Below are 20,133 nucleotides of genomic sequence, written 5' to 3'. Positions count from 1 at the left end.
CTCTAGTACGTTTTACACGTGAGATTGCACTCCAGAGGGACGCTCACCCTACTTCTGCGCAGGAACCGCACATACTGTGGCATTGAGGTACTGGTTGGCCACACCCGTATACTGCCCTGTCTTGGGATCGCGGATCATTCCGTTCTTCTTATCAACGGTTCCGCCGCTCACTGGATCGATCAGAGTGCCGTTTGCAGTAGTGATAAGACCGGTGTTCGGATCGGGTGTGCCTTGCTGGCTGTTGTTCTCGCCGGTACCTTGGCTCTGCGTCGGATTCTGGCTGTTCGAATTCTGGCTGTTCGGATTCTGGCTGTTCGAATTCGAGCCTTGCTTTTCGCTGGAGTTGTTCTGCTCAGACATGTCTTCCTGGGTCAGAGGCCTGTACTCGCGCAATGTATCCCACGTTTCATGAGCGCTGCTGTCCCATACCACACGGTTCTGAGGATCGCTCGGTGCGGGAACGACTGAAATGGTGCGTGCATACATATGGTCGCTCTTGATGCCGTGCAGACTTACGGCAAGTCCCACCAGAGTGGTTGCGCTTGCAAGGCCGGAGGAAATGTTGAGTGATTTGAGCGCTGCATCGGCCAATCGATACAGCTTAGGGCTGTCGGTCAGAAGATTTTTCGACAACGTCTCGGTCATTATTTGCTTGACCAGATACTGTTGACGCGCAGCCCTCATCATATCGCTGCCGTCGGTGCCGATGCCATGACGCATACGTGCGTATTCGGTGGCCTGGGTGCCATCGAGATGCTGGAGGCCCTGTTTGAGGTCAAGGCCAGTGTATCCATCCTTCACATCGGTCGGCAGGCATACATTGACGCCACCAATGGCGTTGATCATGCCTTGAAGCCCTTGGAAATCGACCACGATGAAATGCTCGAGCTTAAGCCCGGTCAAGGCATTGACGGCGTTCATGGTGCAGCTTGCCGCGCTTGAGAGATCACCACCGACATTCCAGCCTGTGGCAAAGATGGAGTTGAACATCACATTGTGACGTGCAGGCACGGTTCCTTTGGTGGTTTGGCAACTGGGCGCATCCACCAAAGAATCTCGTGGGATGGAGACTATATTGATGTAGGAACGGTCAGCGCTGATCTGCACCACCATGGTGGTGTCGGCGTTGTGCTCTCCCTTGTCGGAAGTCCCGCCGAGGGCGGCGTTGCTTTTGCCGTCGCGGGTGTCTTGTCCCAGAACCAAAAACTGAATAGGCTTGCCTTCGTTGGGGTCGACAATCTTCTCTTTTTCGCCGCCGGGCTGAGTAATGACATCGATGATTTTGGGAGCTTGTATTAATGCGTACGTGCCTGCACCGACAGCCGTAGAAACGAAAGTGAAAATGCCGATTATAATCATGACGATGGCGCTGCGAAGCTTATGGCTCGCAGTAAAGGCACTGCCGTGCAAGGGTCTGGGAGCATTCAGCCCACCGAAATTGGGTATAGGGCGGTCCTTGATACGGTGAGAAGCCATATCCAGCCTTTCTGCTTATCTGAGCGACGAGTCGGATTGCCGCAAGATTGCCATCAGTTTTCTAAGAGGCATTGTATGCCCTATGGCTGAATTATTCCTGTGTCGAAGATAGCAGACGGGTTTTGACCTTTCGCTTTATGCCAAGTCAGGAAAGTACGTCTATAGTCCGGCTAGCGAGACCTTCGTCTACACTGGTGAACATGAGTTCCAACGCGAGTGTCGATATTCAGCGTATCGTGGCCGGTGAGGTAAGTAGAAGACCCCGTCAGGCCCAGCAAACCATAGATCGAACCATAGCCGCAATCATCAGTGTGGAAAAGGACGTCCGTTTCTTTTCCGCTACTCTTCGTTCTTTGCTGGCGCAGAAACTGTTGCCCGGCACGATCGTGATCGCGGATTGTACTGGCGGCACCTCTCAACCTATGCGTACCGGTTTTCCTGTTTCTCGTTCCTCTGAGTCGGTGACGGTTGAGGTTGGTCGTGTCACGCAGGAAGCGTCCGAACGCGTTGATGTCCAGTTGGTCCGTGCCTCTGGGGCGGCTTCTTTTTCTGATGCCGTGGATAAAGCTCTGGAATATGCCAGCCTTCCAGCGTCAGTGCGTGCGCTGTGGCTGTTGCATGATGATTCGCGCCCCGTGGGGAGCAACTGCTTGGAAACACTGGTCGAAGCATGGCGCAACACTCCTACTGTTTCTCTTATAGGCGCCAAGCAACTGGATTGGTCCGGTTCCGCCTTGCATAGTGTGGGCGCTTATGCCGGCAGGCATCGTTTGGAAACCCTTGTCGTCGACGGCGAGCCCGATCAGGAGCAGTATGACGGTCGCGGGGATGTCTTTGCGGTTTCGCTGGCCGGTGCGTTGCTCCCATTGCAAACCATTAAGGAAATCGGCAACGTTAATAAGTGGTTTGGCACGTTTTCTGAAGGGGCAGATTTTTCGCGGCGCATCTCGCAGTCCGGCGGACGCGTCATCGTAGTGCCGCAGGCACGTATCGCACACCGTAGAGCTCGTTTTGAGGGTGTGAGGACAAGAGGCGGTGAGCCGGTGGATGAAGAAACCCCCATGGATGTCGTCGCTCCGGTCCTCGATGCGGGGCAGAAATACTATTACACGGATACGAGAGTGCCCTTCTGGCCTCTGATTTGGTTGGCCAGTCTGTTTCGTGCACTATGGGATGCCGTTGGTGCCCTGATATCCAAGGATCCATGGCGTGCCTGGTGCGCACTGTGTCTGCCCTGGCGGGCACTTTCCGATTTTCCTCAAATGGTTCGTGCCCGTTCCCGGCAGCATTCACGGCGAGGCGCGGCATGGAATACGATTGTCGCTGATCGTGCACAGATTGCTCAATGGCATAAGCGGTGCAATGCTTTCGAAAGCCAAAGAAACACTGTTTTGCTTGGGCCCCTGGCGAAAAGCCATCTGCGCTCGCGTGCCGTTCGTCGTTTTGGAGCAGCAGCGCTTATGGCGGTGGTTGCTTTCGCTGTGGTTGTGGCTCTTAATTGGCGAGCGTTCGGTAAGGTGTGGGGAGGGGCAAGCATTTATTCATCGCTGCTGCTACCGAGCGCAGTAGATTTTACAACGCTGCTCTCGTCGGCTACCACTCCCTGGGCTTTTGGTATCGGTGTCGGTGTGGCCGCCCCACCGGCGCCGTGGTTGATGGTCTGGTTGGCGGCATCGGTGCTTACTCTAGGACACCCTGTGGTTGCCTTGTCCATGATGTTTTTCTTGGCTGCACCCGCAATGGCTTTAGCATTCTGGGCATTGGCGGGCGTATTCACCCGTTCCGATCCCGTTCGTGTTGTCGTCGGTCTGTTGTGGGTGGCCGTGGGATTGGCGTTTGGTGTGTTCGGTGATGCCAATCTTCCCATGCTGATGGTTATGGTATTCCTCCCAGCGGCGTTCGCCTTCACGTTCAGGGCTTTGGGGTTGTACAACACGGAGGATTTGGTTCGGCCGCATTCTTCTGTTCAGGCGGTTGCATGTGCCGCTCTGTGCTTCGCCATCGTCACGGCTTGCGAACCGCAGTTGCTGCTTGCCTTGATGGTCTGCCTGATATTTTTCCTGTTTGTGGTGCGTTCTCATCGTACGATGCTCTTGCTTATTCCGCTGCCCAGTCTCGCTGTCCTTGCCCCGACAATCGTCGATGCGGTTCGTTGCGGCACGCAAGGGGTGTGGCGGCAACTATTCGCGGACGTGCTTGTTCCGCAATCGTCTTCGACTGTATCTTCGCTTTCGTTCTTGCAAGTGATGCTTCGAGCTTTTGGTCTTCCGAAAGAATCGGATATGGCGATGCAGTCCTTCGGGCAGTGGGGTCCTGAGCTTATAGCGGTGCTGATTGTGTTTGGCACATTGGCGGTGTTTGCAGTAGTCTCCTTGCTGCTGCCCTTCGCGCTTCGGGCGTCAAGGATTATGTGGGTCGTCGCTCTTGTCGGCTTCGTGTCCGCTTTGGCTGCTTGCCGCATCGGTGTCGCCGTCCAGGGCACGACGACCTATGCAGGGTCGGTGCTTCCCGGCATTGCTTTGGCTTTTATGGCGTTGCTTGCTTGCTCTTGTATCGTGGCAGGTGGCGCTGTAAAACGTTTCGTTCCTTTGCGTGTCTCGGCAAGTGACGAAGAACTTTCGGAAGATGAGACCAAAAATGGTTCCAAAATGCGCGGCGCAGCGGTGAAAACCGGCCGAGCGGCCTTGGTTGTGCTTTTGGCTCTCATTACGGTTGTTGCGGGTGCTTTTGGCATTAGACATCGAGACAACAATCTCGGTGTCAGCGAAGGTGGATTGCCGATGGTGACTACGGACTATCTGCAAAACAAAGGCGATCGTCGGGTGCTTGCTCTTGAAGCCATCTCGCCGAACAGTATCGAGTATTCGGTGATGCGTTCGCGCCGAGGTGATCTGGTCGATGCATCGCCGTCTTGGAAAGCGCGGCAGGTTTCGGGAAACAACGATGTGGCAACCGATTTGCTGGCAAAGGCAAGTACAGAGTTGTTGGCCAACGGTGGCGACGACGCCATAGACTCTATAGCCAAGCTGGGGTTTGGTGGCATCTACGTCTCGACCGACTCTTCTATGGCGGACAAGGACTCCACATTGCGTCTGATCAGCAACATCAATGCCAGTGACGGTGTCCAGTCACTGGTTACCAACTCATCTGGCACTTATTACCGTTTGACGAAGATCGATGAATCCGAGCAGGGCGTCTCGAGTCAGGCAGAGGAAGAAGCCCGCAACGGCGGTTGGAGAAAGGCATGGCTGTTCTCTTTGTTCGTTGTTGTCGTGATTTATATGTTGGTGGCGATACCTAGGACACGGAAGTATAGTCAGGAACAGGCATGAAAGATATGCAAAACACTATGAACGATGGTATCGGAAGCAACAACAACGGACCTGCGCTTCCACCGAATCCTGAAGCTGCGAGGCGAACGGTTCCTTCCGATGTGGATAATGGAAGAAATTCTGTCAAGGTAGTAAAAGAGCAAGGGAAACACGCATTACACAATGTCGATGGTTCGCAATCATTGGATGAACCCAACGTCCACCCTGGTTTAGCGATTCGTGCTGCTTTGGGCATGATTACCATACTGCTTCTTGTCCTGATGGCGGTGGTCTTATTGCTCCCGATACCAAGTTGGCTGGCCGATCCTGCCAATGGAGGTTTGGGCGTTGCCTCAAGGCAGGTCAGCCAGACGGATTTGACGTATTACTGTCCCTCCCGAATGGCTCTTTCGGATAGTGAAAAATATGGCGACAGTGCTTTCCAGCAAAGCGAGGGTGATATTGCTTCGTCGGCAAGGTTTGCGGCATTTGGTTCGGTTTATCAGGCAACGGTGGGTACGGTCGGTGCTGGCAGCGAAGCCGACAGCAAGACGTTGACCGGGGATGATTCGGTTAACGGCGCTGGTGTCAAGACTTATTCCGGTTCTGTAGACAAAGGGTCAAACGCTTTCGAAGCGCGTCTGTTAAAGGCGAAATCCGGTACCGGTGCGGCCGCTTCGGTGGCCTCTTGGGCTAGTGTAGGCGATTTGAAGGGATTGTCTGCTTCGACTTGTGTGACACCGTCCCTGGAACAGGACTTTCTGCTTGGTCCCACCACCACGGGATCCACACAACAGTTGTCCGTGGCCAATTTCTCCGGCAAACCCACATCATTGGAAATTCGTATATGGAGTACTAAGCATGGCTCTCCATTGCAGCTTTCAACAGGTAATGTGCTCAATGTCGGCGCTCATGCGGAGGCCACACAAGAGCTGTCTGCGGCAGCGCCTGGAAACGAGGCTTTGTTCGTCACAGTCAAAAGCAAGGAGACCCCGATCGCCGCTGTTGTGCGCAATATAGAACTTGACGGGTTGTCTGCAAAAGGTTCCGATTATGTAGCTCCTCTGATGCCGTCAGCGAAACGGCAATATCTTCCGGGTATATCTGCTGATGACGAAGTGAAATTGATGGCTCGCAGTGCACGTTCCACGGATCTCACTCTTTCCTGGGTGGATGACCAGGGAGACGCTCGGGCGAAAACCGAGCATCTTGATGCCGGTAAAGTGAGCATTGTGGAGTTGGGCAAGGCCCCTCAAAATGTCAGTGGCTTGCGGACCGAGGCAGATGAATCCGTTGACGTTGCGGCGAAGGTTGTCAGAAGCTCGCAATCAGATACTGATTTCACCTACGTGGACTCCGCGGGCGCCTTTGCTGAGTCGGCGATCGTGCAGCCTGATCACACCGATGGGACACTTTCTTTGCTCAATACCTCTAGTGAGTCCGCCAAGGCTGCGTTGCGAGGATACGACGCGTCTGGCAATCCAGTCGGAGACAAAGACATCGATGTCCCCGCCAATGCTGGACTCAACATAGATGCTAAGGATGTTGGTGCTGACGCAGTGATGTACACCCTCAAGGGGGATAAGCGTATCGTCATGGGAATGCGTCTTAAGCTTCAATCCGGTGACGATGAATTATCTTCTGTTGCGACTGCGTACCTGTCCGCTTCGGGCCTTGAACCGCAGAGCAGAAAGGTGTGGGTTCAGCAGGATGCAGGTATCGTACATTAAGTGAGGGGATCGTACGTAGAAGGAATTTTAATGAGGCGTTACGATTCAGTGCCGGACCAATCCGGGTCGATTTCCTCGGGTCGACGGCCGTACAACTCTGCGATTCGTGCCACTAAAGCATCGCGAATCGCCCATTCCAACTCCTGCTTGGTTGAATGGTGCATTTGCATCGGCAAGCGATAGAGTACAATGCGGGCCGGTACACCGTGGCTTGTCGTATAGCATTGCGAGGTCACGTTGGGTCTGGATTCCCACGGCGCAGGAGTGGATGGAGGAACGTCTTCAACCGCGAACTGGACTGGTCGTATTAGTTCGGGCCAAGCTGCCAGAAGGCGACGGATCTGAGATGAAACCATATCGTCGAACATGCCGCTTCGGGTACGATAGCGAGGCAGTCGTGTGCCGAACATCGGCGTTCTTGAGCCACGGCCGTGGCGATTACGATAGGTATGGGATTGCCAAGGTGATCGCAACATATCTTCATGGTAAGGCTGGGCGTGGGCATTATTGTGTATGACATGATTTGGATGATTCCACATCTGCACTATATTCGTAGATTGGATATTTGTGTTGAATGCATATCATAAAGGTATATTCGTGTTGAATATTCGGCAAAGTTCGTCGTACCATGAAGACAAAGCGTGCGGTTGATTCTCATACGAGAGCTTGAATGGAGGTATTGATGAGCGCACAGACGAATTTGGTGATACCGATGTGGCGGGACTGCGACCTTTTCGATGTTGCGCATAAGGCGAAAGTGATTGCCTTCGATCTGGACAATACCTTGGCTCGATCCAAACGACCTATGCATGAAGATATGGCAGTGCTTTTCTCACGGCTGTCTTCCTTGATTGATGTCGCGGTAATTACCGGTGGTCGTTTCGAGCTGGTCGAAAGCCAAATACTTGACGTTCTGACGTCGGATGCCCGACGAGAAGGCATTCATATCATGCCGACCAGCGGCACTCGTTATTTTCGTTGGCGCGATGGGCGCTGGCGTTGCATCTATTCCAATGATTTGGACGAGGTCTCCCGCAGTAGTGCAATTGCTTCCATTGAGCGTCATGCCCGTGAACAGGGCATTTGGTTCGATACGACCTGGGGCCCTCGTATAGAAGACCGTGGAAGCCAAATCACCTTTTCGGCATTGGGGCAGGAGGCTCCGGTCGAAGACAAGGAGCGTTGGGACCCGACGAATGAGAAGAAGAATCGGCTGACCGAGGCTGTAGCCGCTGATTTGCCGGATCTGGTGGTTCGTTCAGGCGGTTCCACAAGTATTGACATTTCTGCTCGTGGGGTCGATAAAGCCCATGCGGTGCGCCAATTGTGCAACATCATCAATTGTAGGGTTGATCAGGTCGTTTTCGTGGGTGACCGTATGGATCCTGATGGTAACGATTATCCTGCGGCGATCATCGGCACGCACCCGATTCATGTTGCCGGTCCGCAGGACACGCTCGAGGTTTGTGACCGTCTTATCTCGGCATTGTCCTGATTCGCGTCATCGGCATTACTCTGTCACATGATTAAGTATGGTGTGTATGGATCTGAAATGCGGCAGGGCTAGGGAGGATGGTCGACCATATGGTCTTTCGTGAGGTATTGTCGAGATTTATGGGCGTTCATCAGGTAATCAGGTCTCTATCGTAGGCAAGACGATTGTCGGTGTGCAAAATGACTCGTGTTGCGTTTAGCGTTCGACCACAGTTGACCGTTTTTGCCTGACTGACGGCACGGCGGCGCTACTATTCCGGCATGGAATCTTTGATTTTGTTTATTTGGAGAACGCTTTTCGCATGGTTTGCCGCGGTTCGTGACTTGTTATTTCCAAGAGGTTGTGCTGGCTGTGATGCTCCGGATGAGGTGCTTTGTCCGGCATGTCGTACACTCTTTTCCCAACCGTGCATCCGTGTATTGCCGGATAGTCATGCTGATCGCTGTTATGCCTGCTCGTTGTATCGGGGATTCGTACGTCATGCGATATTGGCGTGGAAGGATCATTCTGATGAGGAATGTGATTCTGTTTTTGCCTCATTCCTGGCCGGTTTGGTGCTGACAGTGCTTGGCGCTACACGGCCACGTGATACTGCGGCATCTTCTCTCGTATTGGTTCCGGCACCATCATCGGTTTCTTCGATGCACAGTCGGGGTCGTTGGCAGACGTTGCCTTTGGTCAAAGCGATGCAGCATGATTTGCGTGGATATGGATTACAGGTCGAGGTCAAGCCGGTTTTGCATCTGGAGGGAGTGAAGGGCAAATCTGTTCAAAGGACGGGTGCTTCGGGACGCTCAGAACGAATCGCAGGACATGTGCGAGTAGATGAGACCTTCATCGATGACGACTCGTTGTTCATCATTGTTGATGATATTGTGACGACCGGTACGACGATGGGTCACTGCGCAACCTCGTTACATCAGGCCGGTGCTGTTCATGTTATAGGGGTTGCGCTTGCATGTGTTGAATCAGAGGCTGATAGGGGAGACGTCAGACATATGTGAAGACGGATTAATCAGCGTGGGCTACGGCCATCTCGTCCCATCGTGTGGTGCAGCGGTTGGACAGCATCTCACGACGCATCATCCATGAAGCCCCGCTGTCCTCATTGTTGCGGCCTCGTCCTCGTATACCGCCATAACCGATACCGACATGTGAGGTGCCGAACCTGCTGTTGGCCTTGTCGATCACTTCTCCGAGGTTATGAATGTCGCGGGTGGCTTCGAAGCCCGGCAACGGGCTGAAATTCTTTGTATCCTGCAGATCGAGTAATAGCACGCCCGCTCTGACGTAGCGGGCATGGGGGTCAAGGTTGCCGCGTATGGCGTTGCATGCCGCTTTCGTGATGACCAAGGGGTCGTCACTTGGGTCGCGCAGTGTTGTGGTTGCATGAAACGAGTCATAGCTGTTTTCCGGTCCGAACGGGCTGGTGGCGCAGAACACGGAAACATGTGAACATAAGCTGGACTGACGGCGCAACCTCCGACACGCTTTTTGTGCGTAAACGCTTAGAGCCTGCTCCATCTCAAACTGGTCTGTGATAGGTGTTGAAAACATTCGTGAGCACAGTATTTCTGTTTTCCGTTTGCCGTCATTGGCGCTTGCATCTCCCTTTATGCAGGGTACGCCGTTGAGTTCCAAAATCGTCCGTTCCAAAGTGACGGAGAATCGATGTCTCATCAACGCTGGATTCTGGTGTTGCAAGTCGAGGGCGGTTACGATGCCCATCGCCTGTAATTTTTTGGTTAGGCGTCGACCGACACCCCAGATGTCGCCGACCGGAATCTGCGCCAAAGCTGTATCCCCATATTTTGCTTCGATGTCGCTCCATAGGCTCACTCCGCCGCTTGAAGGATGGTTTTTAGCCCAATGGTTAGCTACTTTGGCCAAAGTTTTGGTTGGTGCTATGCCCACGCTTACGGGTATGCCGACACCGGTAAGAACAGCGTTGCGCATGGTTGTTGCGGTATCTATCGTCTCTTGGACGTCCGTTGTGGGGGATAGGAAGCACTCGTCGATCGAATAGATTTCCTGCCCGGGCATGAACCGGTTCATTACCGACATCATCCGTGCCGATAGACTGGCGTATAACTCGTAGTTCGAGCTACGCGCTGTCACGCCTTGTCGCAATGCTTTTTCACGAATGGTGAACCAAGGTGCGCCTTCCCGTATGCCAAGGCGTTTTGCTTCGGCACTTCGAGCCACGACACAACCGTCATTGTTGGAAAGTACCACTACCGGCTTATCTGCCAGCAAAGGGTCGAAAACGCGTTCGCAAGATGCGAAGAAACTGTTAGCGTCAGCTAGTGCAACAAGAGGTTGTGTCATCGAAGTCCTTTGCTGTCGGCAGCATCGGGGAAGGGATAGATGGCAGCCCTTCCAGAAGAATTTCTGCTGTTTTGTGCTTCGTCGATGACACTGTTGGCTTCGTTGTGGTGATAGGTCTGCGGTCTGCTCATGCCGGGACGAGTGACTCCCGGCAGAGGCGAACCGAATCGAGTTGAACGGGCCTGGGAATGGAAATTGCCAACGACCACGCCCCATATCACGAGGTCTTGTGCGTTTTGTGGCGAAAAATCAGGATATCGGGGATTTTCCGGATGGAGGATGGGTCTTGACCCTTGCATAACCAGACGTTTGACAGTCAGTTCTTCGTCCAGAACGGCTACCACGACATCGTCTGCCTGTGGTTCAAGCGAACGGTCCACCACCAGTAGATCGCCATCCCAGATGCCGGCTCCTTCCATGGAATCCCCGGCTACGGTGATGATGAAAGTGGTGTCGGGGTTGCGAATGATTTGTTCATCAAAGCTGAAATCTCCGGCGAAATAATCTTGGGCCACAGATGGAAAGCCCGCATGAACCGACTCCATGGCTATAGGGATTGGTCTGGGGGCAAGTGCAGAACGGAAAACTGTAGTGGCTCTGCAATCTCGTCTGCGGGTGCCGGACATGTTTGCGAGTGTCTGCGAAGTAATCATCTGCCATCCTATCATTCGAACAACTGTTCGAATATATTATGCTGAAAAGTGTAGACAGCAATATGATAGAACGAATGTTCTAATGATGAAAACCTTACAAGTTTGTGGTGTTTCGTGGTCCGTCGGCTACGATATGGAACTTTGGCAAGGTGATTTCGAAGTCGGCACCCCGGTTGTCGTCGACGACTTTGATGTTGCCGCCATGCAATTGCGCGGCCCAACGGGCAATCGACAGGCCGAGACCGGTTCCGCCGGATTCGGTACCGTGACCGGACGCGCCTTTGACAAATCTACGGAAGATATTGGCGCGGTCTTCACGCGGAATCTGCGACCCGAAATTAACGACGTTGGTGACGATCGTGCCATGGGTGTTGTCTTCATGGGCTTCGATCAGCACTGTGCTATTGTCCTGAGAATGCTTGAAGGCATTCGCGATGATGTTCGTGAACAGCTGGCGAAGTCGATCCTGGTCGCCCTCAAGCTCGATGGATGCAGGTACTTGGACGTTGATGTCGTGCGCATGCCCTGCGTCGGCAATTTCCAAAGGTTCCAATGTTTCGTCGATGAAGTCGGCAAAGTTGAACTGCTCAATGTTCAGGCTTGCGGCTCCGGCTTCCAAGCGTGAAAGATCCAGAAGGAAGGCGATGAGGTCGGAAAGTCGATGTGTTTGACTCAGAATGCTTTCGAGGTTGGCGGGAGTGGGTTCCACCACTCCGTCGGCGAGGTTCTCGACCATCGCTTGCAAAGCGGAGACGGGGGTTCGAAGTTCGTGGGAAACATTCGCTATCATGTCACGTCGCATCTGGTCCGCATGTTGCAGCTCATCGACCATTTCATTGAATGATCTGGCGAGCTGACCCACCTCGTCGTGGCTTTGCGTGCCGACTTTAACGCGTACCGTGTAGTCGCCTTCCGACATGGCTTCGGCGGCATCTCGCATTTGGCGCAGAGGGGCGATTAGTCCCCGCGAGAAAAAGTAGGTGATTCCCAATGCCACAACAAGCGTCAGCGGCATGGCGATCCAACCGCTTAGTTTAACTTTCATCAGGAACCATGCCATTACAAAGGCAATGGCCGTTGCAACGACGATGATAACGCTCAATTCGACCTTAAGCGATGAAAATAACCCTATCGGACGCTCGTTGTCGAGCAGATTCTTTCCTTGCTTGCGTGTTTGCTTCTTGGTCGGTGCGCTCACAGTGTTCTCCTGTGCGTCTGTTGATTCTCCAAGGTATATGCCGGTGGTGTCCTGGTGTGATAAAGGCCTGTCAGGTTTGTGTTTATGCGTTCATACCTTCGTCTTCCGGCGGTTCGAAAGCATAGCCGACGCCATGTGCTGTGCGGATCAGGTCGCTACCGAGCTTGTGACGCAGTGCTTTGACATGAGAATCGACGGTACGTGTACCGGAGGCATCGGGCCAGTCCCATACCTCTTCCAGAAGCTTTTCGCGCTTGAAGACGGATTTCGGCTTGCGGGCGAGCGTGGCAAGAAGATCAAACTCGGTGGGTGTTAGATGAACCACTTTGCCGTCCTGAGTAACGATGCGCTGTCGCGGATCAACGACGAGTGAACCGAAGTTCAACACTTTCTCGTTTTCGTTGTTCTTGGCAATCATGGTCGCTCGTTCGACGCGACGCAACAGTGCCTCACAGCGGGCGATAAGCTCGCGGGGGGAGAAAGGCTTGGTCATGTAATCATCGGCACCGGCGGAAAGACCCATGACCTTGTCGGCTTCCGAATCGCGTGCCGTGAGCATGAGCACCGGCACCGGGCGTTCGGCGATGATGCGTTTGGCAGCCTCAATGCCATCCATAACGGGTAACATGATGTCCATAATCACCAGATCGGGCTTGATCTGGCTGGCTGCTCGTACTGCGCTTGCCCCATCTCCGGCAACTCGTGCGCTCCATCCGTTGGCTGTGATGCGTTGGGCGATGGCCGTTGCGAGATCCGGTTCATCCTCGACCACCAAGATGGTGTGTGGTGTCTTCTGATGTGTCGAAGTGCTGAGCATGTATTCTCCGTCTTTCAAAGAGCTACTACAAACATCCCATTATAGGTTCCGGCGCACCCAATTTATATTTTTCGCCGGTTTTGCCCTCGTTCCGGCCTTTGTGACAGATATGAAACGTCCTTGGCGCATGAAAAACTATGACAAGTTTTATAGGTGAGTGTTCTCGGAGGTTTCATGGATTACAAAGTTGGGGATGTGGTCGTTTACCCGCGCCATGGTGCAGCGAAAGTCACGGCTTTTGAAGAGCGTACTGTCAAGGGTGTGACACGCGATTATCTGCAGCTTTCCGTGCTTTCCAGCGATGGTCTGGTCATCGAGGTGCCTGTCGAGAATGCCAAGAAGGTCGGTATTCGCAACATCGTCGATGGCAAGGAGGTTTCCAAGGTCTTCGAGATTCTGCGTACTCCGATTGTTGACGACGAAAAAATGAACTGGTCGCGTCGCTACAAGCTCAACGTCGAGAAGATCGCCACCGGAGAGGTCAATAAGATCGCGGAAGTTGTGCGTGATTTGGCTCAGCGCGACGTCGATGAGCACGGACTCTCCGCAGGGGAAAAGCGCATGCTTACTCGGGCCCGCAGCATCCTCACCTCTGAGATTGCGCTTTCTGAGGGTATCGATGAAGACGAGACCCAGCATTTGCTGGATGTCAACCTGGGTTATGTCGAACCGACTGCTGAGGATGCCAAGCATCATTCCAAAGCTCCTGAAGAACCGGCAGATCAGACTTTGGCGAGGGTTGAAGCTGAAAGCAAAGAATCAAAGGGAGGCAAGAAGAAGCGATAATCCTTGCTTCTGTCTATGCTGCCGGATTCGGATGGCTTAGAAATAAGCGAATGTCTATCGGGGTTTCCGTGCGATTGGTGCACGGGCCCCGCTTTTATAGGCTTAGGCTTTCCTGTCGGTTCCGGCAGTTCTCCGCACGTATGTGAAATCGGAATCCGGCAAATCTGGCTATTTCCCAAGAAATATGGTTATAAATTTGGTCTCAGTGATGGCGTAGTGCTTCAACGCCTTCTGCAAGAAGCCAGAAGAACGTCGAAATCGCAACGATAACGAAGCTCGGGGGAGCCGGAAACATCGCAGAGATCACGAGTCCTCCCCAAATCGAGGCCAAACACAAGATGCTTGAGAGCAGCATGGAGCGCAACGGTGTGCTGGTGAGGATATTTGCAGTCGCCGCAGGGGTTACCACGAGTGCGAATATAAGTAACGTGCCCACTGCTGGTACAGCGACTGTGATTACACCGGCCATTATGGTCATGAATAGAACGTTCATTATGCCCACCGGTACTCCCTTGGCCTGTGCCACTTGCTCATCTAAGGAACTGAACAATAGTGGCCGATAGGCTACGGTTACCACTGCAAGCAGCAACACGTCAAAAATCGCGAATCCCCATATTTGGTCGCTTGTAATGGTAAGGATGGAACCGAAAAGAATAGCCTGCATCTGTTGCGAGGCCGAGCTTGACATTCTGGAGAAGAAAAGTCCGAGACCTGTCGCGAAGGCGAGAACCGTCCCTGTGGCGATCTCGCGTTGCGAGGCTTTCTTGCCCAGTGCACCGATGATAAGTGCGCCTCCAAGCGCGAAGATACCGAGGCCAAACGATACCGGCAACCCCAGCAACACCGCTCCCGTGGCGCCTGGCAGCCCAATGTGGGCCAGGGCATGTGCAGCGAAAGTGGAGTGGCGCGCGATGGTGAAATATCCCATGACGCCTGCTGCTATTGCGATGCATGCCCCTGCGATGAACGCGTTGTGCATGAACGCTGCGGAGAGTATGGTCATCCACTCGCTATTGAACCCAAAATGTGCATTGCCCATGATCATGCCTCTTCCTGCCCATTTTCGGTTTTGCTGTCTTCCTCTTGCTGTTTTGGTTGTGAAGCCATATGAGAAATCGTGTCGACATGATTTCCTGACCTCACGTTTTCCGCTGTGGTCTCGTTCTGCTCAAAGTTGGCGTTCAGGTCGCTGATGTCATGGTCATGCAAATGAGCCAGTTCAGTGGTCCGGTGGATATCGGGTGTGGTGTCCACCGCCTCTTCTGGCCCCGGAGTGACGAACATCTCGCCTTGCGGCGTGGTGATTACCTGCACTTTCGTGCCGTAGAGATGGGTCAGTAGGTCGGCGTCCAAGACCTCGTTCATCTGCGCATAATGGGGATGACCGTCTAAAAGGTACACCGCTCCGTCAAGGATGGGCAGAAGCATGTTTAAATCATGGGAAACCACTTGGATGGTCATGCCCATTTCATGGTTGAGCTTGGCCAGTACGTGGATTATTTCATGTTGTGCTGCCAAATCAAGATTGGCCAGTGGTTCGTCAAGCATCAAGATCTGAGGCCCGCTCACCAACGCTTGAGCAATGGCGACCCGTTGTCGCAATCCTCCGGAAAGTTCGGAAAGTCGGTAATGGCGCTTGTCGTCGACGCCGGTGAACCGCATCGCTTCTCGAGCTTGCGCACGCTGCGCTCGTGTCGTGGGGTGAATGCCGAATTTTGTGCCCGTCAATCCGAGCAACACCGATTGCTCGGCGGTGAGATTCGATTCGATGTCTCCGGCGTAATTCTGGGGAACGTAGCCGATAAGGCCATTAGTGGTACCGGCAGACCCGCCAAGTACAGTTATTTTCCCGCTGTTCAGGGGAATCAGCCCCAACTCTGCCTTGAGCATGGTGGTCTTGCCGGCTCCGTTTGCACCCACAATCGCAGTGATGGAGCCCGATGGAATCGTAAAGTTGCCATGTCGCCAGATGATGCGATCGCTTCGTTTGATGCTTACATTTCTGAACGCCAAAGCCGGTGTCTTGTGTGCCGCTGCATCTCGCTGTGGCGATGCGGGTGCCGTTTGTCTGTTCATGGTTGGCTTTCTGTTTGTCGGAGACGTTCTCATGCCGCCGCAGAATCATTGGTACTCATCATATATATGAAATTGAGAATCATTTTCAACTCACGTTTTATTATGCCCAAAGCGAAATTGATATGATCAGACAAGAGTGGGCTTGCTTGTCGAAGACTGCACTTGGTACATGTCTCCCGATTGGTAATATCCCTTCTGGTCGATGAATGGCGGTATTCATCGAATGTTGTTGCAGCAGATACGACATGGCGCTTGTCCTGAAACCGATTCGTCACGAATCTATCCCAGAACAAGCGCCTTGCTTCACTCGCTTGTATGGCTGCCTGCCGATGAGTTCTTATTTTCCAGGGTCTGTCTGCCCTTCATTGGATGGTACCGATCCGTGATCTGTCGTTGAAGGTGATTGTTGGTTGTGCTGCGCTTTGGATTGGTTGTCGGCGTTGCTGTGCGTGTCCACCTTCTGATGTTCTTCGGCGCTGGCTTCAAAATCCGTCACGGCCTTGTCGATGCTGGTCATGAGCGTAGTGATCCAACCGGTTAACGTTTTCTGGTCCTCTGGCATCTGCTCGCTCACGTCCACAATCGGTACTTGCGCTCGTCCAGCCGTTCCTGTGAGAAGGTTGGTGGTATTGCTGGCCTCTTGAGTATTGTTGATCAGCAGATAAATCTCACGGTTGGAAATCAGGAGCTCGAATTTCTGCAGATCACTCGGTGCTGGTTCGCCCTCCGAACCGATTGCCTTCGCATAACCTTCAGGGGTCTTGTCGGTGAAACCAAGATCGTTCATCAGATATTTGGCCACCGGTTCCGTGGCTGCGTACGCGGCGTTCTTATGCTTTTGTGAAAACTCGTTCATTGAGCTTTCAAGTTTGGACTCGTCGTCTGTCCATGTTTTGAGTCGGCTCTCGAATTGCTTGGCTTTCGACGGTTTTGCTTTGGCGAAAGCTTGTTCAAGCGCGGTTGCCGTCGCCTTCCGCACGTCTTTGGAGAACCAGAGATGTGGGTTGTCGCCGGTCTTGGTCCCCGACACATCCGCGGCTGAGACGCTAGTGGTGCCTTTCGTAATCGACTTGCTTGCCCAATTGTCGTATCCGGCGCCGTTGACCAGCACAATCTGTGCGCTTTGCAGTTTAGCGATGTCGCTTGCCTGTGGTTCGAAATCGTGGGCATCCACGGAAACCGTGTTGACTATAGAAGTCACTTTCACATCGTCTCCACCAATTTGCTGGGCCAACGTTCCCCATTGGTTGATGGAAGCGACCACATTGATCGGCCCGTTGGCTGTGTTGCTGTTATCGTGGGCTTGGGATTGTGAGTTGCTGCCGCCGCATGCTGCCGACGCGAACGTGATGCACAGCGCGCCAAGCACTGCGCAGGCTTTTGCGGTTGTTCTGATTGGTTTCATGCTGTCCTCTGATTTATCTTCGTTGTTCTGGTTGTTGTCCCAGTATATAGGTTGCCGATTTTGCGTGTTGCGGATGTTTAATGAAGTGTGATCAGCGAGTTGGGCTTGCAGTGAGCCATCGTTTTATTCCTGATCGAATAAAGAAGTGTATTTGACGGTGTTGCAAACTGCCTGTCAGGTGCCTTCTCGACAACCGTGCTTACATGGTGACACGTTATTTGTATAACCGTACAATGGAGTAAGGATAGTCGGTTGTACGCAATCCGGTTATCGGTAAGTGAAGAATAAGGCACGCATACGAAGGAATGGATATGGTAGACGGGGAACAGATGCCTCTCAGGTTGGACGGAACGATCGCGGCTGCCGCAATTAAGGAGGATTTGCGACGTCGTGTCGACGCCCTTAAGAAAAAGGGCGTTCAGCCCGGACTTGGTACCATCCTGGTGGGTGATGACATCGGTTCGCGCAAATATGTCGCAGGCAAGCACAGGGATTGCGCTGAAGTCGGTATTGGCTCAATTTCAGTGGAATTGCCGGAGGATGCCAGTGAACAGGAGATTATCAATGAGGTTGAGCGACTCAACGCGGATACGAAATGTACCGGATATATCGTTCAGTTGCCTTTGCCAAAGGGGATAGGCGCCAACAAGGTCATTGCACACGTAGATCCGACCAAGGACGCAGACGGTATGCATCCGGACAATCTGGGCGAACTCGTCGCTCACATTGATGGAGCGAACCCGGCGCCGCAACCTTGCACGCCGCGTGGCATCATCACCCTGCTTGAGCATTACGGCGTTGATTTGAACGGTAAAGACGTGTGTGTTCTCGGACGTGGGATTACCGTCGGGCGAACCGTGGGGCTTATGCTCACCGCCAAGAACGTGAATGCGACGGTGACGTTGTGCCATACGGGTACGACGGATATCGCTGAGCACCTGCGTCGGGCTGATGTCATCATCGCCGCCGTGGGACGTGCCGGCTTTGTGCAACCGGAGGATGTGAAGCTTGGAGCGGTGTTGGTTGATGTCGGAGTATCTCGAATCTACGATGACAAAGCCGGGAAGTACCGGGTTCTCGGTGACGTTGATCCGTCATGTTATCCGCGCAGTTCCGCGTGTACGCCGAATCCTGGGGGAGTGGGGCCGATGACCCGTTCGATGCTTTTGGCCAACGTCGTGGAAATGGCCGAGCGTTTGCTGCTCTGACCGGATTGCGACACGCCCGAAATTTCTGTGATGCTTTGGCTAGGGCGACTAGTAATCTTTGAATCGCATGGTTGAAAGACCGTCGAAATAACTTAATAACGATAATATCCATCCACTAATAACAAAGAAACCACGTTTAATGGCAGAGAACAATAACGAAGTCAGCAAGGTCGCAATCAACGATATCGGCACTGAAGAAGACTTCATCAAGGCAGTCGATTCCACTATCAAGAACTTCGATGATGGTGATCTGGTAGAGGGCACCGTCGTCAAGGTCGATCATGACGAAGTGTTGCTCGACATCGGCTACAAGACCGAGGGTGTTATTCCCTCCCGCGAACTTTCCATCAAGAAGGATGTCAATCCTGACGAGGTCGTTGAGGTAGGCGATACCGTCGAGGCTCTTGTCGTCACCAAGGAAGACAAAGAAGGACGTCTGATTCTTTCCAAGAAGCGTGCTCAGTACGAGCGTGCTTGGGGCGATATCGAGAAGGTCAAGAACGACGACGGCATTGTCGAAGGCACCGTCATCGAAGCTGTCAAGGGTGGCCTGATCGTCGACATCGGTCTGCGTGGCTTCCTGCCTGCTTCGCTCGTCGAAATGCGTCGTGTCCGCGATCTTTCGCCGTACATCGGTCAGAAAATCAAGGCTAAGATTCTCGAGCTCGACAAGAACCGCAACAACGTGGTGCTTTCTCGTCGTCAGTATCTCGAAGAGACTCAGTCCGAGGTGCGCGAGACCTTCTTGGCACAGCTTAAGAAGGGCCAGATTCGCGAAGGCACTGTCTCCTCGATCGTCAACTTCGGCGCGTTCGTCGATCTGGGCGGCGTGGACGGTCTCATTCACGTTTCCGAGCTTTCTTGGAAGCACATCGACCATCCGTCCGAAGTCGTCAAGGTTGGCGACAAGGTCACTGTCGAGGTGCTCGATGTCGATCTGGATCGCGAGCGTATCTCGCTGTCCCTCAAGGCGACTCAAGAAGATCCGTGGCAGCGTTTCGCGCGTACTCACGTTCCCGGACAGATTGTCAAAGGCAAGGTCACCAAGATTGTGCAGTTCGGTGTGTTCGTTTCTGTTGAAGACGGCATCGAGGGCTTGGTGCACATCTCCGAGCTCGCCAATCGTCATGTCGACAACCCGGAGACCGTCGTCAAGCAGGGCGAAGAGATCTTTGTCAAGGTCATCGATGTCGATCTCGATCGTCGTCGTATTTCCTTGTCTCTCAAGCAGGCTAACGACTCCGTCGATCCGGCCAGCGAGGACTTCGATCCCGCAATCTACGGCATGCCTGCCGATTACGACGAGGATGGCAACTACAAGTACCCTGAGGGCTTCGACTCACAGACCAATGAATGGATTGCTGGTTACGAGAAGCAACGTGAGGAGTGGGAGAGCCAGTATGCGGCCGCTCACGATCTGTGGGAGCAGCATAAGACCTTCGTTGTTAATGAACTCGCCAAGGCAGAGGAATCTGCTGCCGAAGACGGTCAGAACGAAGAGGCTCAGGCTGAAAAGGCTCCCCAGCAGGAATCCACGAAGTATTCCTCGGAGAATGACTCCGAAGGTACGCTGGCTGACTCCGACAAGCTGGCTGCACTCCGTGAACAGCTGCTCAACGAAAAGAAGTGAGCTGAGTTTCTTAGCTGACT

The 20,133-nt window shown here is 53.4% G+C and carries 16 protein-coding genes; 7 read left to right on the top strand and 9 right to left on the bottom strand.

Going from position 1 to position 20,133, the window contains the following annotated elements; translation table 11 throughout:
- Window positions 1-48: 48 nt before the first annotated feature.
- Window positions 49-1,476 carry an LCP family protein gene (locus tag GA0061077_RS03030; protein WP_091847408.1) on the bottom strand — a complete coding sequence of 476 codons (1,428 nt, stop codon included), beginning with the start codon at window positions 1,474-1,476 and terminating at the stop codon, window positions 49-51.
- Window positions 1,477-1,676: 200 nt separating this feature from the next.
- On the opposite strand from GA0061077_RS03030, the gene GA0061077_RS03025 reads away from it, so the two are divergent.
- Both GA0061077_RS03025 and GA0061077_RS03020 read left to right on the top strand, forming a co-directional pair.
- Window positions 1,677-4,808 (top strand): glycosyltransferase family 2 protein, encoded by a 3,132-nt coding sequence (locus GA0061077_RS03025; protein ID WP_091847407.1) that lies wholly within the window; start codon window positions 1,677-1,679, stop codon window positions 4,806-4,808.
- Window positions 4,805-6,517, top strand: coding sequence for a DUF5719 family protein (locus GA0061077_RS03020; protein ID WP_143249591.1), 1,713 nt, complete (start codon window positions 4,805-4,807; stop codon window positions 6,515-6,517). The genes GA0061077_RS03025 and GA0061077_RS03020 overlap by 4 nt, the downstream gene beginning before the upstream one ends.
- 38 nt (window positions 6,518-6,555) lie before the next feature.
- On the opposite strand, the gene GA0061077_RS03015 is transcribed toward GA0061077_RS03020, so the two are convergent.
- Complete coding sequence (locus GA0061077_RS03015) at window positions 6,556-6,993, bottom strand: metallopeptidase family protein (protein WP_091847405.1); 438 nt, start codon at window positions 6,991-6,993, stop codon at window positions 6,556-6,558.
- Between the two features lie 206 nt (window positions 6,994-7,199).
- Here GA0061077_RS03015 and GA0061077_RS03010 point away from each other — a divergent pair, with 206 nt between their 5' ends.
- Window positions 7,200-8,012 (top strand): HAD-IIB family hydrolase, encoded by an 813-nt coding sequence (locus tag GA0061077_RS03010; protein WP_091847404.1) that lies wholly within the window; start codon window positions 7,200-7,202, stop codon window positions 8,010-8,012.
- Window positions 8,013-8,470: 458 nt separating this feature from the next.
- On the top strand, window positions 8,471-9,016 hold the full coding sequence (locus tag GA0061077_RS03005) for a ComF family protein (protein WP_200754438.1): 546 nt from the start codon (window positions 8,471-8,473) through the stop codon (window positions 9,014-9,016).
- A gap of 7 nt (window positions 9,017-9,023) precedes the next feature.
- Here the strand turns inward: GA0061077_RS03005 and GA0061077_RS03000 are convergent, their stop codons facing one another.
- The 4 genes from GA0061077_RS03000 to GA0061077_RS02985 form a co-directional block, all read right to left on the bottom strand.
- Window positions 9,024-10,340 (bottom strand): Y-family DNA polymerase, encoded by a 1,317-nt coding sequence (locus tag GA0061077_RS03000; RefSeq protein ID WP_091847402.1) that lies wholly within the window; start codon window positions 10,338-10,340, stop codon window positions 9,024-9,026.
- Entirely contained in the window at window positions 10,337-11,008 is a 672-nt protein-coding gene (locus GA0061077_RS02995; protein WP_234696473.1) for a LexA family protein, read from the bottom strand. The genes GA0061077_RS03000 and GA0061077_RS02995 overlap by 4 nt, the downstream gene beginning before the upstream one ends.
- A gap of 79 nt (window positions 11,009-11,087) precedes the next feature.
- Window positions 11,088-12,191 carry a sensor histidine kinase gene (locus GA0061077_RS02990; protein ID WP_091847401.1) on the bottom strand — a complete coding sequence of 368 codons (1,104 nt, stop codon included), beginning with the start codon at window positions 12,189-12,191 and terminating at the stop codon, window positions 11,088-11,090.
- 82 nt (window positions 12,192-12,273) lie between these two features.
- Window positions 12,274-13,008 carry a response regulator transcription factor gene (locus GA0061077_RS02985; protein ID WP_091847400.1) on the bottom strand — a complete coding sequence of 245 codons (735 nt, stop codon included), beginning with the start codon at window positions 13,006-13,008 and terminating at the stop codon, window positions 12,274-12,276.
- Window positions 13,009-13,182: 174 nt separating this feature from the next.
- Between GA0061077_RS02985 and GA0061077_RS02980 the strand changes: the two genes are divergently transcribed.
- Window positions 13,183-13,794, top strand: coding sequence for a CarD family transcriptional regulator (locus tag GA0061077_RS02980; protein WP_091847629.1), 612 nt, complete (start codon window positions 13,183-13,185; stop codon window positions 13,792-13,794).
- A gap of 202 nt (window positions 13,795-13,996) precedes the next feature.
- Here the strand turns inward: GA0061077_RS02980 and GA0061077_RS02975 are convergent, their stop codons facing one another.
- From GA0061077_RS02975 to GA0061077_RS02965, 3 genes are all read right to left on the bottom strand, one after another.
- The gene (locus tag GA0061077_RS02975) at window positions 13,997-14,833 is read right to left on the bottom strand and encodes a metal ABC transporter permease (protein ID WP_091847628.1); all 837 of its coding nucleotides are present in this window, start codon (window positions 14,831-14,833) and stop codon (window positions 13,997-13,999) included.
- A gap of 2 nt (window positions 14,834-14,835) precedes the next feature.
- Window positions 14,836-15,870 (bottom strand): metal ABC transporter ATP-binding protein, encoded by a 1,035-nt coding sequence (locus GA0061077_RS02970; RefSeq protein ID WP_091847399.1) that lies wholly within the window; start codon window positions 15,868-15,870, stop codon window positions 14,836-14,838.
- A 337-nt stretch (window positions 15,871-16,207) separates the two neighbouring features.
- Complete coding sequence (locus tag GA0061077_RS02965) at window positions 16,208-17,275, bottom strand: metal ABC transporter solute-binding protein, Zn/Mn family (RefSeq protein WP_091847398.1); 1,068 nt, start codon at window positions 17,273-17,275, stop codon at window positions 16,208-16,210.
- A gap of 329 nt (window positions 17,276-17,604) precedes the next feature.
- On the opposite strand from GA0061077_RS02965, the gene GA0061077_RS02960 reads away from it, so the two are divergent.
- Together GA0061077_RS02960 and rpsA are read left to right on the top strand one after the other, a co-directional pair.
- Window positions 17,605-18,483, top strand: coding sequence for a bifunctional methylenetetrahydrofolate dehydrogenase/methenyltetrahydrofolate cyclohydrolase (locus GA0061077_RS02960; RefSeq protein WP_091847627.1), 879 nt, complete (start codon window positions 17,605-17,607; stop codon window positions 18,481-18,483).
- Window positions 18,484-18,622: 139 nt separating this feature from the next.
- Window positions 18,623-20,113 carry a 30S ribosomal protein S1 gene (gene rpsA / locus GA0061077_RS02955; RefSeq protein ID WP_091847397.1) on the top strand — a complete coding sequence of 497 codons (1,491 nt, stop codon included), beginning with the start codon at window positions 18,623-18,625 and terminating at the stop codon, window positions 20,111-20,113.
- Window positions 20,114-20,133 lie beyond the last annotated feature (20 nt).

Origin of the sequence: Bifidobacterium commune (assembly GCF_900094885.1) — a bacterium.
GTDB lineage: Bacteria > Actinomycetota > Actinomycetes > Actinomycetales > Bifidobacteriaceae > Bifidobacterium > Bifidobacterium commune.
Note: the sequence above shows the minus strand (reverse complement) of the source record. Positions and strands in the feature narration are given on the sequence as shown.

Excerpts from the sequence above, each read along its gene's own strand:
- GA0061077_RS03030 (WP_091847408.1), bottom strand. The coding sequence starts at position 1,476 with ATGGCTTCTCACCGTATCAAGGACCGCCCTATACCCAATTTCGGTGGG.
- GA0061077_RS02970 (WP_091847399.1), bottom strand. The coding sequence starts at position 15,870 with ATGAACAGACAAACGGCACCCGCATCGCCACAGCGAGATGCAGCGGCA.
- GA0061077_RS02985 (WP_091847400.1), bottom strand. The coding sequence starts at position 13,008 with ATGCTCAGCACTTCGACACATCAGAAGACACCACACACCATCTTGGTG.
- rpsA (WP_091847397.1), top strand. The coding sequence starts at position 18,623 with ATGGCAGAGAACAATAACGAAGTCAGCAAGGTCGCAATCAACGATATC.
- GA0061077_RS03020 (WP_143249591.1), top strand. The coding sequence starts at position 4,805 with ATGAAAGATATGCAAAACACTATGAACGATGGTATCGGAAGCAACAAC.
- GA0061077_RS02995 (WP_234696473.1), bottom strand. The coding sequence starts at position 11,008 with ATGATAGGATGGCAGATGATTACTTCGCAGACACTCGCAAACATGTCC.
- GA0061077_RS03025 (WP_091847407.1), top strand. The coding sequence starts at position 1,677 with ATGAGTTCCAACGCGAGTGTCGATATTCAGCGTATCGTGGCCGGTGAG.
- GA0061077_RS02980 (WP_091847629.1), top strand. The coding sequence starts at position 13,183 with ATGGATTACAAAGTTGGGGATGTGGTCGTTTACCCGCGCCATGGTGCA.
- GA0061077_RS03010 (WP_091847404.1), top strand. The coding sequence starts at position 7,200 with ATGAGCGCACAGACGAATTTGGTGATACCGATGTGGCGGGACTGCGAC.
- GA0061077_RS03015 (WP_091847405.1), bottom strand. The coding sequence starts at position 6,993 with ATGTTGCGATCACCTTGGCAATCCCATACCTATCGTAATCGCCACGGC.
- GA0061077_RS02975 (WP_091847628.1), bottom strand. The coding sequence starts at position 14,833 with ATGGGCAATGCACATTTTGGGTTCAATAGCGAGTGGATGACCATACTC.
- GA0061077_RS02965 (WP_091847398.1), bottom strand. The coding sequence starts at position 17,275 with ATGAAACCAATCAGAACAACCGCAAAAGCCTGCGCAGTGCTTGGCGCG.
- GA0061077_RS02960 (WP_091847627.1), top strand. The coding sequence starts at position 17,605 with ATGCCTCTCAGGTTGGACGGAACGATCGCGGCTGCCGCAATTAAGGAG.
- GA0061077_RS03000 (WP_091847402.1), bottom strand. The coding sequence starts at position 10,340 with ATGACACAACCTCTTGTTGCACTAGCTGACGCTAACAGTTTCTTCGCA.